11 protein-coding genes are annotated in these 15,970 nt (G+C 59.1%); 9 read left to right on the plus strand and 2 right to left on the minus strand.

Translation table 11 applies throughout. The features are described from left to right. The first annotated feature begins 19 nt into the window (after positions 1-19). A complete protein-coding gene (gene rapA / locus ACYZT4_RS14710; RefSeq protein ID WP_461980740.1) occupies positions 20-2,866 on the plus strand; it encodes an RNA polymerase-associated protein RapA in 2,847 nt (948 codons plus the stop codon). A 182-nt stretch (positions 2,867-3,048) separates the two neighbouring features. Here the strand turns inward: rapA and ACYZT4_RS14715 are convergent, their stop codons facing one another. Continuing rightward, positions 3,049-4,398, minus strand: coding sequence for a spinster family MFS transporter (locus tag ACYZT4_RS14715; protein WP_461980742.1), 1,350 nt, complete (start codon positions 4,396-4,398; stop codon positions 3,049-3,051). A 236-nt stretch (positions 4,399-4,634) separates the two neighbouring features. Between ACYZT4_RS14715 and ACYZT4_RS14720 the strand changes: the two genes are divergently transcribed. The 3 genes from ACYZT4_RS14720 to ACYZT4_RS14730 all read left to right on the plus strand — a co-directional run bounded on the left by ACYZT4_RS14720 (position 4,635) and on the right by ACYZT4_RS14730 (position 9,932). Beyond that, positions 4,635-5,015 (plus strand): YkgJ family cysteine cluster protein, encoded by a 381-nt coding sequence (locus ACYZT4_RS14720; protein WP_461980744.1) that lies wholly within the window; start codon positions 4,635-4,637, stop codon positions 5,013-5,015. A gap of 156 nt (positions 5,016-5,171) precedes the next feature. Beyond that, positions 5,172-7,454, plus strand: a complete 2,283-nt coding sequence (locus ACYZT4_RS14725; protein WP_461980746.1) for a putative bifunctional diguanylate cyclase/phosphodiesterase — start codon at positions 5,172-5,174, stop codon at positions 7,452-7,454. Positions 7,455-7,730: 276 nt separating this feature from the next. Further along, the gene (locus ACYZT4_RS14730; protein WP_461980748.1) at positions 7,731-9,932 is read left to right on the plus strand and encodes a hypothetical protein; all 2,202 of its coding nucleotides are present in this window, start codon (positions 7,731-7,733) and stop codon (positions 9,930-9,932) included. Between the two features lie 308 nt (positions 9,933-10,240). On the opposite strand, the gene ACYZT4_RS14735 is transcribed toward ACYZT4_RS14730, so the two are convergent. Further along, the gene (locus ACYZT4_RS14735) at positions 10,241-10,546 is read right to left on the minus strand and encodes a DUF2288 domain-containing protein (protein ID WP_461980750.1); all 306 of its coding nucleotides are present in this window, start codon (positions 10,544-10,546) and stop codon (positions 10,241-10,243) included. Positions 10,547-10,887: 341 nt separating this feature from the next. Here ACYZT4_RS14735 and ACYZT4_RS14740 point away from each other — a divergent pair, with 341 nt between their 5' ends. From ACYZT4_RS14740 to ACYZT4_RS14760, 5 genes are all read left to right on the plus strand, one after another. Next, a complete protein-coding gene (locus tag ACYZT4_RS14740) occupies positions 10,888-12,015 on the plus strand; it encodes a branched-chain amino acid ABC transporter substrate-binding protein (RefSeq protein ID WP_461980752.1) in 1,128 nt (375 codons plus the stop codon). Between the two features lie 233 nt (positions 12,016-12,248). Continuing rightward, positions 12,249-13,172: a high-affinity branched-chain amino acid ABC transporter permease LivH gene (gene livH / locus ACYZT4_RS14745; RefSeq protein WP_461980754.1), complete on the plus strand. Its 924-nt coding sequence runs from the start codon at positions 12,249-12,251 to the stop codon at positions 13,170-13,172. Further along, entirely contained in the window at positions 13,169-14,425 is a 1,257-nt protein-coding gene (locus ACYZT4_RS14750; RefSeq protein WP_461980756.1) for a high-affinity branched-chain amino acid ABC transporter permease LivM, read from the plus strand. Before livH ends, ACYZT4_RS14750 begins: the two co-directional genes overlap by 4 nt. Beyond that, positions 14,422-15,189 carry a high-affinity branched-chain amino acid ABC transporter ATP-binding protein LivG gene (gene livG / locus ACYZT4_RS14755; RefSeq protein ID WP_461980758.1) on the plus strand — a complete coding sequence of 256 codons (768 nt, stop codon included), beginning with the start codon at positions 14,422-14,424 and terminating at the stop codon, positions 15,187-15,189. The genes ACYZT4_RS14750 and livG overlap by 4 nt, the downstream gene beginning before the upstream one ends. Beyond that, a complete protein-coding gene (locus ACYZT4_RS14760) occupies positions 15,190-15,891 on the plus strand; it encodes an ABC transporter ATP-binding protein (RefSeq protein WP_019580929.1) in 702 nt (233 codons plus the stop codon). Positions 15,892-15,970: the final 79 nt, after the last annotated feature.

Genomic DNA, 15,970 nt, shown 5'->3' on the forward strand with positions numbered 1-15,970 from the left:
AAGGTGGGAGTCAGGCAGCATGGCGCAGCAGTATCAACCGGGGCAACGCTGGATCAGTGACAGCGAAGCCGAGCTGGGTTTAGGCACCGTTCTGGCACAGGACGGCCGCTTGTTGACCGTGCTCTATCCGGCCACTGGCGAGACTCGCCAGTACGCGCTACGGAATGCGCCCCTCACCCGCGTGCGGTTCTCGCCGGGAGACTCGATCACTCACTTCGAAGGCTGGAAACTGACCGTCCAGCAAGTCGACGATGTCGATGGCCTGCTGGTCTATCACGGCCTCAACGCACAGAACGAAGCGGTTACCCTGCCGGAAACCCAGCTGTCGAACTTCATTCAGTTCCGCCTGGCCAGCGACCGTCTGTTCGCCGGCCAAATCGACCCGCTCGCCTGGTTCTCCCTGCGTTACCACACCCTGGAACACACCAGCCGCCAATTGCAGTCTTCGCTCTGGGGCCTGGGTGGCGTGCGTGCGCAGCCGATCGCGCACCAGTTGCACATCGCCCGTGAAGTCGCCGACCGCATTGCGCCGCGGGTTCTGCTGGCGGACGAAGTGGGCCTGGGCAAAACCATCGAAGCCGGTCTGATTATCCATCGACAACTGCTCTCGGGCCGCGCCAACCGCGTGCTGATCCTGGTCCCGGAAAACCTGCAGCACCAGTGGCTGGTGGAGATGCGCCGCCGTTTCAACCTGCAAGTCGCGCTGTTCGACGAAGAACGTTTTATCGAAAGCGATGCCGCCAACCCGTTCGAAGACACCCAGCTCGCATTGGTTGCGCTCGAATGGCTGGTCGACGACGAAAAAGCTCAGGACGCGCTGTTTGCCGCCGGCTGGGACATGATGGTCGTCGACGAAGCCCACCACCTGGTGTGGCACGAAGACAAGGCCAGCGCGGAATACTCGCTGGTGGAGCAACTCGCCGAAGTCATCCCTGGTGTATTGCTGCTGACTGCAACCCCGGAACAACTCGGCCAGGACAGCCACTTTGCCCGTCTGCGCCTGCTCGACCCTAACCGTTTCCATGACCTGCACGCCTTCCGCGCCGAGAGCGAGAACTATCGTCCGGTGGCCGAAGCCGTTCAGGAGTTGCTGGACAAAGGGCGGCTGTCGCCGAAAGCGCACAAGACCATCCACGGTTTCCTTGGCAACGAAGGCGAAGCCTTGCTGACTGCGGTCAACGATGGCGACACCGAAGCCAGCGCCCGTCTGGTCCGCGAACTGCTGGACCGTCACGGCACCGGCCGCGTGCTGTTCCGCAACACCCGCGCCGCCGTGCAGGGTTTCCCGGAGCGCAAACTGCACCCGTACCCGCTACCGTGCCCCGACGAATACCTCGAACTGCCGCTGGGCGATCACGCCGAGCTGTACCCGGAAGTCAGCTTCCAGGCCCAGCCGGACGCCAACGAAGAAGAGCGCTGGTGGAAATTTGACCCGCGCGTCGAGTGGCTGATCGACACACTGAAGATGCTCAAACGCACCAAAGTGCTGGTGATCTGCGCCCACGCAGAAACCGCCATGGACCTGGAAGACGCCCTGCGCGTGCGCTCCGGCATCCCGGCCACGGTGTTCCACGAGGGCATGAACATCCTCGAACGGGACCGCGCCGCTGCCTACTTCGCTGATGAAGAGTTCGGCGCGCAAGTGCTGATCTGCTCGGAAATCGGCAGTGAAGGTCGCAACTTCCAGTTCTCCCATCATTTGGTGCTGTTCGATCTGCCGGCGCACCCGGATTTGCTGGAACAGCGCATCGGCCGTCTCGACCGGATCGGCCAGAAGCACATCATCGAAGTGCACGTGCCGTACCTGGAAACCAGCCCGCAAGAGCGGCTGTTCCAGTGGTACCACGAAGCGCTGAACGCGTTCCTCAACACATGCCCGACCGGCAACGCCTTGCAGCATCAGTTCGGCCCGCGCCTGCTGCCGCTGCTGGAAAACGCCGACGATGGCGAGTGGCAAGCGCTGATCGACGAGGCACGCAACGAGCGCGAGCGTCTGGAAGCCGACCTGCATACCGGCCGTGACCGCCTGCTGGAGCTCAACTCCGGTGGCGCTGGGGAAGGCGATGCGCTAGTTGAAGACATTCTTGAGCAAGACGATCAGTTCGCCCTGCCGATCTACATGGAAACCCTGTTCGACGCCTTTGGTATCGACAGCGAAGACCATTCGGAAAACGCCCTGATTCTCAAGCCGAGCGAAAAAATGCTCGACGCCAGTTTCCCGCTCGGCGACGACGAAGGCGTAACCATCACGTACGACCGCAACCAGGCGCTGTCTCGTGAAGACATGCAGTTCATCACCTGGGAGCACCCGATGGTGCAGGGCGGCATGGACCTGGTGCTATCCGGTTCGATGGGCAACACCGCCGTTGCGCTGATCAAGAACAAGGCGCTGAAACCGGGGACCGTGTTGCTGGAACTGCTCTACGTCAGCGAAGTGGTTGCACCGCGCTCGCTGCAACTGGGTCGTTACCTGCCGCCCGCCGCCCTGCGCTGCCTGCTTGATGCCAACGGCAACGACCTGTCGGGCCGGGTGTCGTTCGAAACCCTGAATGATCAACTGGAAAGCGTGCCGCGTGCCAGCGCCAACAAGTTCATCCAGGCTCAGCGTGATCAGCTGGCGCCACGGATCAACGCTGGCGAAGAGAAAATCGCCCCACGTCACACCGAGCGCGTGGCTGAGGCGCAGCGTCGCCTGGCTGCCGATACCGATGAAGAACTGGCGCGCCTGACCGCGTTACAAGCAGTCAACCCAACCGTGCGCGACAGCGAGCTGGTGGCTTTGCGCAAACAGCGCGAGCAAGGGTTGGCGATGTTGGACAAGGCTGCGCTGCGACTGGAAGCGATTCGGGTGTTGGTGGCGGGTTAATCGTCCGTTCTACCCCTGCAATAAAAAAGGCCCGTAGCGATGCGGGCCTTTTTTTGTCTCTACGTCGCAACAACAACCCCGTCGGAGCCGGCTTGCCGGCGATGAGACCTTTGAATCCGGCGGTGCTTAGCGGACGCCATCGCCGGCAAGCCGGCTCCTACAGGTTCTCTATTGCAGTTTTTCTATGCGGTGACTGCCGGGATTTGAGGCTCAACCACCGCCACCAACCCATCCTTCATCCGCTGCGCATCCCGTACAAAACACCGCGATGCCAGGAACAGAAAAATCATCGTGAAGAACAGCGCCACTGGGATCAGGTACATCGCGTCGTGCAGACCAACGGCCTTGAACGCCTCGGTCATCTGCCCGGCGCCCGCCTCCAGCATCGCCGTGTGCGCGAAGTGATCGGACAGCGCGCCCACCACCACCGGCCCCAGCCCACCGCCGAGCAAATACAGGCCGGCAAAGAACAGCGCCATGGCCGTCGCGCGCAGGCGCGGTTCGACCACGTCCTGAATCGCCGTGTACACGCAGGTGTAAAAGTTGTAGGCAAACAGCCAGCCGACGCTGAACACTGCCACAAACACGCCGATCTCGATCCGCCCGGAATGCAACGCCCACGCGGTACACACCGTCGAAATGATCAGGCTGAACGCCGCAAACAACAGCCGTCCATTCGCCACCCGCTGGTGTATCTTGTCCGCGACCCAACCGCCGAGCGTCAGGCCGAACAGCCCGGTCACACCAACAATGACGCCGGTCGCGACGGCCGCTTCCTGCAACGGCATCAGGAAATAACGTTGCAGCATCGGCACCAGGAACGAGTTGCAGGCATAGGTGGCAAAGTTGAAACACAGCCCCGCCATCACCAGCCAGAGGAATGTCGGCACCGCCAGCACCCGGCGGATCGGACGGTCCACACGCTCCTGCGAAACCTGCACGCTCTCGGCAGCGCCGCGTTTCGGTTCCTTGATGAAAAACATGAAGATCGCCAGGATCAACCCTGGCACGGCGGCAATGAAAAATGGTGCGCGCCAGCTGTCGAACGCCTTGACCATCGCGCCGATGGTAAAGAACGCCAGCAGCAGCCCCAACGGCAGACCGAGCATGAAAATGCCCATCGCGCGTGCGCGGCGGTGAGCCGGAAACAGATCGCCGATCAGCGAGTTGGCCGCCGGTGCATAACTGGCCTCGCCAATGCCGATGCCCATGCGCACGATCAGGAAACTCCAGAAACTGCCCACCATTCCGTTGACCGCGGTCAGGCCGCTCCACACCGCCAGGCCCCACCCCATCAACTTGCTGCGCGAGCCGGTATCGGCCATTCGCCCCAATGGCAGCCCGGCAATCGCATAAACGAGGGTGAAGGCCGTCCCGATGATCCCCAGCTGGAAATCGCTGAGGTGCCATTCCATGCGAATCGGCTCGATGATGATGGCCGGGATGGTGCGGTCGAAAAAGTTGAACAGATTGGCCAGGAACAGCAGGAACAGAATGCGCCAGGCATTCGCCGCTTGGGTCGAGTTCTGCATGGGGTCCGTCTCTTTTTATTGTTTTTGGGGCGTCACTGTCCCCGGAACCTGCAATCTAGTCAGGCCTGCCAGAGCTGTCTGTAATTATTCGTTAAGCTGATATCAAGCCATAGTGACCCATACCGACCCAGCGCCCGAAAATAACTGTCGCCCCCCCTTCCAAAGCCAGGTGCGAAGCCTAGAATAGCGGCGCTGTCTGCCCCTCCGTGTGCCCATCCCTCCATTGATTACCAAACATGTCCGAAGTCAGTCCGTGTCTGAATTGCGGTGCCTGCTGTTCCCATTTTCGCGTGTCTTTTTTTTGGGGTGAATGCGCCTCGTCAGGAGGAACAGTCCCCGACGAGCTGGTGGCGTCCATCAGCCCGAGCCGGGTCGCCATGCTGGGCACCGACTGCAAACCCACGCGCTGTATAGGCCTGGTTGGAGAAGTTGGCAGCACCGTGCAGTGTTCCCTTTATGACCAGCGCTCCAGCACCTGCCGGGAATTCGATGCCTCCTGGGCCAATGGCGAGGCCAATGTGGATTGCGATGCAGCCAGAGCCGCGTTCGGTTTGCCGCCCCTGCTACCCGAGTTAGACCTGCCCGAGTGTGAGCAGGCCTGCCAAGAGAACGCTTGACGCCTATAGCCTCTTATCGCCAATAGCAATCGCATTAATGCCAAAATGTTTGGCACCAATGTGCCACTACCGCTTGCACTCGTTGTATCAGCTCTATACTCCAAAGCGTTCGGCAGCGCCCATTGCGCTGGCCAAGGTGACTGGACGGGGCATGCTATGGAGTGGCTTGGTTTGCATTTTGGTACCGAGCTGACCTCGAGTGGGCAGGTCGTCCTCAATTGCACACATGACCCTTTTCTTGTGCTGCTGGCTTATCTCGTCGCCTGTGTCGCTGGCTTCGCCACACTGGACATGGCAGAACGGGTCGGTCATTCGGAAAACCCGACCTCGCAGCGGATCTGGCGCTGGGTCGGTGCAGGTTGCCTGGCGGGCGGCATCTGGGCCATGCACTTTATCGGCATGCTGGCCTTTCAGGCGCCGGTCGAAATTCATTACGACTTGCCCGTCACCCTCGCCTCACTCTTGATCGCCCTGCTTGCTTCGTGGCTGGCGATGCACACCCTCAGCCACCCGCGCTTGAGCCTGTGGCAATACGTTCAGGCATCGGTTTGCATCGGGCTGGGCATTGCCGCGATGCATTACGTGGGCATGCAGGCGATGCACGCCAATGCGATGCCCTATTACCAACCGCTGCTGTTCGCGCTGTCCATCGTGATCGCCATTGGCGCGAGCCTGGCTGCGTTGTTGCTGTCGAGTCGTCTGCGCGTCGGCTCTGGCGTGCTCCATCAATTGCTCAAATTCAGCGCCAGCCTGGTGCTTGGGGCGGGCATTATCAGCATGCATTTCACCGGCATGGCAGCCTTCACTCTGGTGCTACCGAGCGGCAGCCCGCTGACGATGTCCGCGGACAACAATCACCTGCAACTGGGATTGACGGTGGCAGTGATCACGCTGTTGATCATCGGCAGCAGCATCAGCGCGGCACTGGCGGACAAGAAACTGCAAGGCAAGGAACGCGACCTGCAACGGGTCAACGCGCTGCTCAGCCAACTGGACCAGGCGCGCATGTCGCTGCAACACGCGGCGAACTACGATGCCCTGACCAACCTGACCAACCGCCGTGGGTTCAACCAGATCTTCGCCGAGAAGCTCGCGCAGAAAACCAGTGAAGGCGGCATGCTCGCGGTGATGTTCCTGGACATAGACCATTTCAAACGGATCAACGACAGCCTCGGCCATGACGCCGGTGACGAATTGCTCAAAGTCCTGGCGCAACACATCAAGGGCTCGGTGCGCAGCCACGATGATGTGGTGGCGCGCTTTGGTGGCGACGAATTCTGTCTGCTCATCGGTCTGCATGATCGCGAGGAAGCGCGGCAGATGGCCCAGCGCATCATGCTGAAAATGAAGGACCCGATCGAGCTGGCCGGACGGCGCATGGTCATGACCACCAGCATCGGCATCAGCCTGTTTCCGGAAGACGGCACGAGCTGTGAAGAACTGCTGAAGCACGCCGACCTGGCGCTGTACCAGTCCAAGGGCAGCGGTCGCAACGCACTGAATTTTTTCAACGCAAGCCTGAAAACCCGCGCGACCATGGAATTGCAGCTTGAAGAAGAGTTGCGCTACGCGCTGCGGGAAAACACCGGGCTGATGCTCTATTACCAACCGATCTATGACCTGAAAACCGGTCAGGTCAGCAAGCTTGAAGCGCTGGTGCGCTGGCAGCACCCGGTCCACGGACTGCTGGCGCCGGACCGGTTCATTGCCATCGCCGAATCCAACGGCCTGATCGCCGACCTGGACAACTGGGTGCTGCGCAAAGCCTGCGAAGACCTGTCCGAGTTGTCGCGCCAAGGGTGCGAAGCGCTGCATATCGCGGTGAATTGCTCGCCCCTGAACCTGGCGCGCGAAGACCTCGCCGAGGAGATCGAACAAGCATTGCTGGCCGCCGGCGTCGCGCCGCAACGGCTGGAACTGGAAGTGACCGAGAACGCGCTGATGAACAACATCGCCGACACGCTGGTGTTGCTGCGCCAGATTCGCGCCCTCGGCGTTTCGCTGTCGATCGACGACTTCGGCACCGGTTATTCATCCCTGGCCTACCTCAAGCGCCTGCCCCTCAATACGCTGAAGATCGACCGCTCGTTCATTCAGGAGATCCCCACGGCCACACAGGACATGGAAATCGTCCAGGCGATCATCGTCATGGCGCACACGCTGCATTTGCAGGTGGTCACCGAAGGCGTCGAAACCCCTGAGCAGTATGAGTTTCTGGAGCGCAACGGCTGCGATTTCGTGCAGGGTTACCTGCTCAGTCGTCCGGTGCCGCTGGCGAAGTTGCATCCGGTACTGAACAAGCTCAACCAGCGCAAACATACGCGCGCCTTCAGTCCGTTGAGTCTGGCTCGCGATACGGCTGCACTCACGTTGACGGGTCCTTTTTCAAATAGCCCTGGCTTCCATGCAGGCGCATCCGTTGTGCGGCCAATTCGCTGAATGCAGGCTTCGTCAACTGCCCTGCTCAAGTCCATCAAACCGATTCCGGCAAAACCCAACCAAGGTAGATTGAGATCATATGGCCTTCTTTTCGATTAAAGATCGCCGAATATTGGCCGATTCATCATGACTAAGGAAAGGATTCCCCCGAGTGATGCTCAGGCCAAACCCCTGACGCTTGGGCCAATGACGCGCTGAAGAAAGACGCGAGAACCCATCCGTGACGGTTCGACGACAACAGTTGCCGGACCCAACAGCCCAGGTACATGGCGCACAATGACTTCCAAAAACAACCCCGCCACTGCGATATCCGATCTGACGCTGAGCCCGGCGGCGAACAGCCCCGCACCGTCGAAGCCATTGACGCCGTCGCGCCCGCTGGGAACCCAGCAATATCTGTATTTCACCGAAACCAACACCGACCGCATCCTCGATAACCTCGACGGCCTGCGCGACATGGTGTTCCCGCGCGCGCCGCACCTTGAAGGCGACAGCGAACAGCACAACGATCAGGAATTCCCGTCGGTGTGCCTGATCGGCCTCGGTCGTTGCGGCTCGAACATTGCGCTGGACGTCGCGGAACTGGTGTACAACGCCCGCAAGTTCTACCTCAACGAATTCAACAGCGAAGACCGCTTGTCGCCGGACAAACGCTACGCGGAAAAGGGCTACAGCCCGGCACAGTGGATCCGCAATAACTTGCGCCTGGGCACGAACAAAGCCACCAAACCAGTGTTTCTGGTCGAACCGCTGGTGATGCTCGGCGACCTGGACAAAGACATCGCCGGTCGCATCCGCTTTTCGCGCAAGGGCGAAAAAAGCGGTTTCCTGCGCGACTACAGCAAAATGAAAATCATGGACTTGTCGGAAGTCCACGCCGGTGGCGCCGGTAACGCGCCGATCCTCGGCCAGTACCTGGCCAAGATCATCCTGAACAAGGACACCCAGCGTTTCTCCAGCCCTGACTGGAAAATGATTCACTCGTACCTGATCGACAGCTGCGGCATCAAGGCCAACCAGTCGCGCCTGTATTTCTCGATTTTCAGCGCCGGCGGCGGTACCGGTTCGGGGATGGCCTCGGAATTCGGCCTGGCCCAGCAACATTCGTACATGAACAAGACGTTCGACACCAAGCCGATGGATGAGCACGACGGCAAAAGCGGCCATTCCTTCGTCTTCGAACCGATCTTCACCAGCGGCATTTGCGTGCTGCCGAACATTTCCGATCACCGCAGTGAAATGTCCGAGGCGCTGCACATCAACGCCGGTCGCCTGTTGTGCAAATACCTGTCGGAAGAGTGGGACTTCTCCTACAACTTCGCCAACGAAGACAGCAGCGAAGCCAGCGTCATGGGGCGTATCCGCCCATGGAACGCGATGATGCTGATCTCCAACGACATCATGCGTTATGCCGAAGAAAGCGATGACGGCAACATCCAGAACATCGACGTCAACGCGATGGAAAAGCACGCCAACCAGTACATCTCGCAGCAGATCTTCAACATTCTGACAGCGCAGGCGGTGACGACTGACTACGACCAGAACTATTTCCGTCGTGCCGGCATCGACATCGGCGAAACCATCCGCCTCGACGCCAACGACCTGTTCATGAGCCTCGCCGGCCCGGTGGCGATTGCTTACGCGGAGTCAGTAGTGCCGGAAACACCGCCGCCGAGCAACGACAAGTTCAAAGTGTTCGAGAAAGAGCCGCAACGCCTCAACATCGACGATCTGTTCTTCCGCTCCATCGACCTGCCGCACTTCAACAAAGTGACCCAGGCCATCGAAGGCATCAGCCTGCTGCCGATCGAGTCCAAGCGTTACCGTGCTTCGCTGGAGCAGTACAAGAATTCCGGCTATGACGCTGCCGCGCTGCACGACCTGCACTTCTTCAAGAACTGTTCGTCAGTGGTGTCGATCGTTTCTCTGCCAAAGGACTACAAGCTGTCCTACATGGACCTGAACCGGTTGAAGACCCACCTCAACAGCCTGTTCCCGAACACCACGCTGAAGCGGTATGCGCTGGTGATCGGTGCGTCGGCCAACTTGTCGCTGACCACGTTGATCGCCAAGAGCCCGTGCCTGTCGGACGACTTCCTGACGCTGATCGTCGCGTTCATCAAGCGCTGCTTCGCGAAAAACCCGTACCGCTTTGACGACACGCTGGATAATTCGATCCTCGACTTCATCATCAACGAGGAGTTTGACGAGGACTTGATCGACGACTTGCTGAACGAGTTCGAAAACCCGGCGAAGATCCTCGACACCAACTGGTACGCGATCAAACCGATGTACGAGAAGAAGTATCGCGAGCTGATCAACGACAAGGAAAAATTTGTCTCGATCAACGACATTCGCCTGTCGCGCGATTGCGTGAAGAAGGCGATAAAGTATTTGCGTGAGATCTATCGTCACCGGATTGGCAAGACCAAGGTTATTTCGCTGAATAACCATACGGGCAAGACGTTTACCGTCTGATCCGAGACCGCGTTGCGGCGGATCGCCGACAGCCGGCTCCTACAGGGTTTTAGGGCGTCACACTGTTCGTGTTCGACCCCTCACATGCAGGAGCTGGCTTGCCAACGATGACGGCCTCAAAACCGGTACAAATCCAACATCCGGAAACAATTAAGCGGCCGTTAGCCTGCTCACTAAACTGTGCCCGTTACGTTTACGTCACCGTTATGCCAATCACGCCTGTGGCCTTTCTCTACGGCAAGATGCCATAACGCTACTCGGCTACACACTTTGCTGGACTGAGCCGCGCACTTATTCGGTGCGACGAATCACTTCGTCGCCCTTTCCTGAATCAAAATCCACGGCGAAACCACCACTGCCCACAGCTCCGGTTGGCGCTCGAAAAGATCCAGCGCCCGCGTTTCAGAGAGCTTGGCGACGGTGTCGGCGGCCAGCCAGGCAGCCACTTTCTCGCCATCGTCCGTCGCTACAGCCTCGGCCGCCGCGATCAAATCCAGACCCGAGTCGACCCACAATAGGGCACCCTTGGCGAAGAACGGCTCCAACTCCTTCCAGGTAATAGATGCGGTTTCACCAAGCAGCTTGGCATAGAGGGTGCTAGGTTCTTGAGTCATGGGTTCCTGTCCGGAAAAGAAATCGACGTGAATGATAACGTTGGTGGTCCGACAGACAAACCCGGATGCAATTTGAGTCACCGATTGAAAACTGCAGGAGAGCCAAGGATTGCTGATAGTTCAGCTGTAACCCCCGCCGCAATTCTGTCTTTTTCTTTCAAAAAAGCGACAACCCCTGATATTGCCCCTCGACGCCAGCTTCCCAGGCTGACAATCGGCGCTCTACACTGTACCGGTACAGTTGTCGGGGGCACTTTCCGGAGGATATTGAAGATATCTGACCCGGTTCTGCTGCTACGGCGCCAGGACTATAAAAACTACAACAGTAAGAGTGGAGCACTATGACTAAGGCTACTAAGCAGATTTCCAAACTGTTTGCCGCTATGGTTCTGGCCGGGGTTGCCAGCCATTCGTTCGCAGCTGACACCATCAAGATCGGCATTGCCGGCCCTAAAACCGGTCCTGTAGCCCAATACGGCGACATGCAGTTCAGTGGCGCCAAAATGGCCATCGAACAAATCAACGCCAAAGGCGGCGTAGACGGCAAGAAACTCGAAGCCGTTGAATACGATGACGCCTGTGATCCAAAACAAGCCGTGGCAGTCGCGAACAAGGTCGTCAACGACGGCGTCAAGTTCGTCGTCGGTCACCTGTGCTCCAGCTCCACTCAACCGGCTTCGGACATCTATGAAGACGAAGGCGTGATCATGATCACCCCGGCTGCCACCAGCCCGGACATCACTGCACGTGGTTACAAAATGGTGTTCCGCACCATCGGTCTGGACAGCGCCCAGGGCCCTGCCGCTGGTAACTACATTGCCGATCACGTAAAGCCGAAAATCGTTGCTGTTCTGCACGACAAACAGCAATACGGTGAAGGCATCGCCACCGCCGTGAAGAAAACCCTTGAAGGCAAAAACGTCAAGGTTGCCGTGTTCGAAGGCATCAACGCCGGCGACAAGGACTTCTCGTCGATCATCGCCAAGCTCAAGCAAGCCAACGTCGACTTCGTCTACTACGGCGGCTACCACCCGGAGCTGGGTCTGATCCTGCGTCAAGCCCAGGAAAAAGGTCTGAAAGCCAAGTTCATGGGCCCGGAAGGCGTGGGTAACGACTCCATTTCGCAGATCGCCAAGGACGCTTCCGAAGGTCTGTTGGTAACCCTGCCGAAATCCTTCGACCAGGACCCGGCCAACATCGCCCTGGCTGATGCGTTCAAAGCGAAGAAAGAAGACCCAAGCGGTCCGTTCGTGTTCCCGGCCTACTCGGCTGTGGAAGTGATTGCCGAAGGTATCAAGGCTGCCAAGTCCGAAGACCCAGCGAAAGTGGCTGCCGCCATTCACGCCGGTACTTTCAAGACCCCGACTGGCGACCTGAGCTTCGACGGCAAGGGCGACCTGAAAGACTTCAAATTTGTGGTTTACGAGTGGCACTTCGGCAAACCAAAAACTGAAGCTTCGCCTCAGTAAGGCTTTGCCTGACTGACTGCCAATAAAGCCCACGGCGTGCCGTGGGCTTTGTTTTACGAACGTACCTGGGCCGCGCTGGCGTGATCCGTCAGTCTCCCCACCTGAAAATCTCAAAACCGTCATCAGCGGTTCGCTGGCAAACCTCGCGTTCGAAGTGGATGCAAATCCACGGGGCTCGAGCGGGAAAATGACTCCACCAGTGAAATGCGTATCAGGTTTTTAGGAGCGCAGTAATGCCTGACATCTATCACTTTTTCCAACAGCTGGTTAATGGCCTGACCATTGGCAGCACGTATGCCCTGATCGCCATCGGCTATACGATGGTTTACGGCATCATTGGAATGATCAACTTCGCCCACGGCGAGGTGTACATGATCGGTTCCTACGTGGCGTTCATCGCCATCGCCGGGCTGACCATGATGGGACTCGACAGTGTTCCGCTGTTGATGACCGCCGCTTTCCTCGCGACCATCGTCGTGACCAGTGCCTACGGTTACAGCATTGAACGGATCGCCTACCGCCCCTTGCGCGGCAGCAACCGTCTGATCCCGCTGATTTCCGCCATCGGCATGTCGATCTTCCTGCAGAACACGGTTCTGCTGGCACAAGACTCCAAGGACAAATCCATCCCCAACCTGATTCCGGGCAACATTGCCTTCGGACCAGGTGGCGCACATGAAGTGCTGATTTCCTACATGCAAATCGTGGTATTCGTGGTGACCCTGATCGCCATGATCGGCCTGACGCTGTTCATCTCCCGTTCTCGCCTGGGTCGTGCCTGCCGCGCCTGCGCCGAAGACATCAAGATGGCCAACCTGCTGGGAATCAACACCAACAACATCATCGCCCTGACCTTCGTCATCGGTGCCGCACTGGCCGCCATTGCCGCCGTGCTGCTGAGCATGCAATACGGCGTGATCAACCCCAACGCCGGTTTCCTCGTCGGCCTCAAAGCCTTCACCGCAGCGGTACTGGGCGGTATCGGCAGCATCCCCGGAGCCATGCTCGGCGGGCTGGTGCTGGGCGTCGCGGAAGCCTTCGGTGCCGATATCTTCGGCGACCAGTACAAGGACGTCGTGGCGTTCGGTCTGCTGGTTCTGGTGTTGTTGTTCCGGCCAACCGGCCTGCTGGGCCGTCCGGAGGTTGAGAAAGTATGACTAGAAATCTTAAACAGGCGTTGTTCAGCGCCTTGCTGGTGTGGGCCGTGGCCTACCCGGTACTCGGTCTGAAACTGACCATCGTCGGCATCAACCTCGAAGTCCATGGCACCAGCACCGCAACGCTGATCACCATTGCCGTGTGTTCGGTGCTGATGTTCCTGCGGGTGCTGTTTGACCAGCAGATCAGTTCGGCCTGGAAATCCTCGCCCAACATGCCGTTGATCCCGGCCAAGGCCAGCAACTTCCTGACCCTGCCGACGACTCAGCGCTGGTTCATCATCGCGTTGATCGCTGGCGCGCTGGTCTGGCCGTTTTTCGGCTCCCGCGGGGCAGTGGACATCGCCACCCTGGTGCTGATCTACGTGATGCTCGGCCTCGGCCTGAACATCGTGGTCGGCCTCGCCGGTCTGCTCGATCTCGGCTACGTCGGTTTCTATGCGGTCGGTGCCTACAGTTATGCGCTGCTGTCGCATTACTATGGCCTAAGCTTCTGGATCTGCCTGCCGATCGCCGGCCTGATGGCGGCCACGTTCGGCTTCCTGCTCGGTTTCCCGGTCCTGCGTCTGCGCGGGGATTATCTGGCAATCGTGACCCTGGGCTTCGGTGAAATCATCCGGCTGTTCCTGCGTAACCTGACGGATCTCACCGGTGGCCCGAACGGCATCAGCAACATCGAGAAACCGACGTTCTTCGGTCTGACCTTCGAACGTAAAGCCGCCGAAGGCATGCAGACGTTCCACGAATACTTCGGTCTGGAATACAACTCGATCAACAAGGTGATTTTCCTTTACCTGGTTGCGTTGTTGCTGGCGCTGGGTGCGCTGTTCGTCATCAACCGTTTGCTGCGCATGCCGATCGGCCGTGCGTGGGAAGCGCTGCGCGAAGACGAAATCGCCTGCCGTGCGCTGGGGCTCAATCCTACAGTGATCAAGCTGTCGGCCTTCACCCTGGGCGCCAGCTTCGCCGGTTTCGCCGGCAGCTTCTTCGCCGCCCGTCAGGGTCTGGTGACGCCGGAGTCCTTCACCTTTATCGAGTCGGCCATCATCCTCGCCATCGTCGTACTGGGTGGCATGGGCTCGCAACTGGGCGTGATTCTCGCGGCCGTGGTGATGATCCTGCTGCCGGAAATGATGCGTGAGTTCAGTGAATACCGCATGTTGATGTTCGGCGCCTTGATGGTGCTGATGATGATCTGGCGTCCTCAAGGCCTGCTGCCCATGCAACGTCCTCACATGGAGCTGCGCAAATGAGCCGCGAGATCCTTAAAGTAGACAATTTGAGCATGCGCTTCGGCGGCTTGCTGGCGGTCAACGGCGTTGCCCTGACCGTGAAGGAAAAGCAGGTGGTTGCACTGATCGGCCCTAACGGCGCCGGCAAGACCACCGTGTTCAACTGCCTCACCGGTTTCTACAAACCGAGCGGCGGCAGCATCCTGCTGGACGGCGAGCCGATCCAGGGCCTGCCCGGCCACAAGATTGCCCTCAAAGGCGTGGTGCGCACTTTCCAGAACGTGCGGCTGTTCAAGGACATGACCGCTGTCGAGAACCTGTTGATCGCGCAGCACCGTCACCTGAACACCAACTTCCTGTCGGGCCTGTTCAAGACGCCGGGGTTCCGCAAGAGCGAGCGCGAGGCGATGGAATTCGCCGAGTTCTGGCTCGACAAGGTCAACCTCACGCAGTTCGCCAACCGTCCCGCCGGCACCTTGGCCTATGGTCAGCAACGCCGTCTGGAAATCGCTCGCTGCATGATGACCCGTCCGCGGATTCTTATGCTCGACGAACCGGCCGCTGGCCTGAACCCGAAGGAAACCGAGGACCTCAAGGCGCTGATCAGCATGTTGCGCGAAGAGCACAACGTCACCGTGCTGCTGATCGAACACGACATGAAACTGGTCATGAGCATTTCCGACCACATCGTCGTGATCAACCAGGGCACGCCCCTGGCTGACGGCACGCCGGAACAGATCCGCGACAATCCTGAAGTGATCAAAGCCTATCTGGGGGAAGCGTAAATGCTGCAATTCGAAAACGTTTCCACCTTCTACGGCAAGATCCAGGCCCTGCACAGCGTCAACGTCGAAGTCCGTCAGGGCGAGATCGTCACGCTGATCGGTGCCAACGGCGCCGGCAAGTCGACCTTGCTGATGACGCTCTGTGGTTCGCCGCAGGCCCACAGCGGCAGCATTCGCTACATGGGCGAGGAGCTCGTCGGCCAGGACTCGTCCCAGATCATGCGTAAAAGCATTGCGGTGGTGCCGGAAGGTCGTCGTGTATTTGCCCGACTGACCGTGGAAGAGAACCTCGCCATGGGCGGCTTCTTCACCGACAAGGGCGATTATCAGGAACAGATGGACAAGGTTCTCGGACTTTTCCCACGCCTGAAAGAACGCTTTGCCCAGCGCGGCGGCACCATGTCCGGCGGCGAACAGCAAATGCTCGCCATCGGCCGTGCGCTGATGAGCAAGCCCAAGCTGCTGCTGCTAGACGAGCCCTCGCTGGGTTTGGCACCGATCATCATCCAGCAGATCTTCGACATCATCGAACAGCTGCGCAAGGATGGCGTGACGGTGTTCCTGGTGGAGCAGAACGCCAACCAGGCGCTGAAAATCGCTGACCGTGCCTACGTTCTGGAGAACGGCCGGGTGGTGATGCAAGGCACCGGTGAAGCGCTGCTGACCGACCCGAAAGTGCGCGAAGCATACCTCGGTGGTTAAGCCTTCGCGGTAAAACAGAAAACGGCCTTCGGGCCGTTTTTTTGTGCGCGACACAATCTCACCAACAACACAGAACCCT

The sequence above is a fragment of the Pseudomonas sp. GB2N2 genome (assembly GCF_054897705.1).

Coding starts and splice junctions, on each gene's coding strand:
- rapA (WP_461980740.1), top strand. CDS start 20: ATGGCGCAGCAGTATCAACCGGGGCAACGCTGGATCAGTGACAGCGAA.
- ACYZT4_RS14715 (WP_461980742.1), bottom strand. CDS start 4,398: ATGCAGAACTCGACCCAAGCGGCGAATGCCTGGCGCATTCTGTTCCTG.
- ACYZT4_RS14720 (WP_461980744.1), top strand. CDS start 4,635: ATGTCCGAAGTCAGTCCGTGTCTGAATTGCGGTGCCTGCTGTTCCCAT.
- ACYZT4_RS14725 (WP_461980746.1), top strand. CDS start 5,172: ATGGAGTGGCTTGGTTTGCATTTTGGTACCGAGCTGACCTCGAGTGGG.
- ACYZT4_RS14730 (WP_461980748.1), top strand. CDS start 7,731: ATGACTTCCAAAAACAACCCCGCCACTGCGATATCCGATCTGACGCTG.
- ACYZT4_RS14735 (WP_461980750.1), bottom strand. CDS start 10,546: ATGACTCAAGAACCTAGCACCCTCTATGCCAAGCTGCTTGGTGAAACC.
- ACYZT4_RS14740 (WP_461980752.1), top strand. CDS start 10,888: ATGACTAAGGCTACTAAGCAGATTTCCAAACTGTTTGCCGCTATGGTT.
- livH (WP_461980754.1), top strand. CDS start 12,249: ATGCCTGACATCTATCACTTTTTCCAACAGCTGGTTAATGGCCTGACC.
- ACYZT4_RS14750 (WP_461980756.1), top strand. CDS start 13,169: ATGACTAGAAATCTTAAACAGGCGTTGTTCAGCGCCTTGCTGGTGTGG.
- livG (WP_461980758.1), top strand. CDS start 14,422: ATGAGCCGCGAGATCCTTAAAGTAGACAATTTGAGCATGCGCTTCGGC.
- ACYZT4_RS14760 (WP_019580929.1), top strand. CDS start 15,190: ATGCTGCAATTCGAAAACGTTTCCACCTTCTACGGCAAGATCCAGGCC.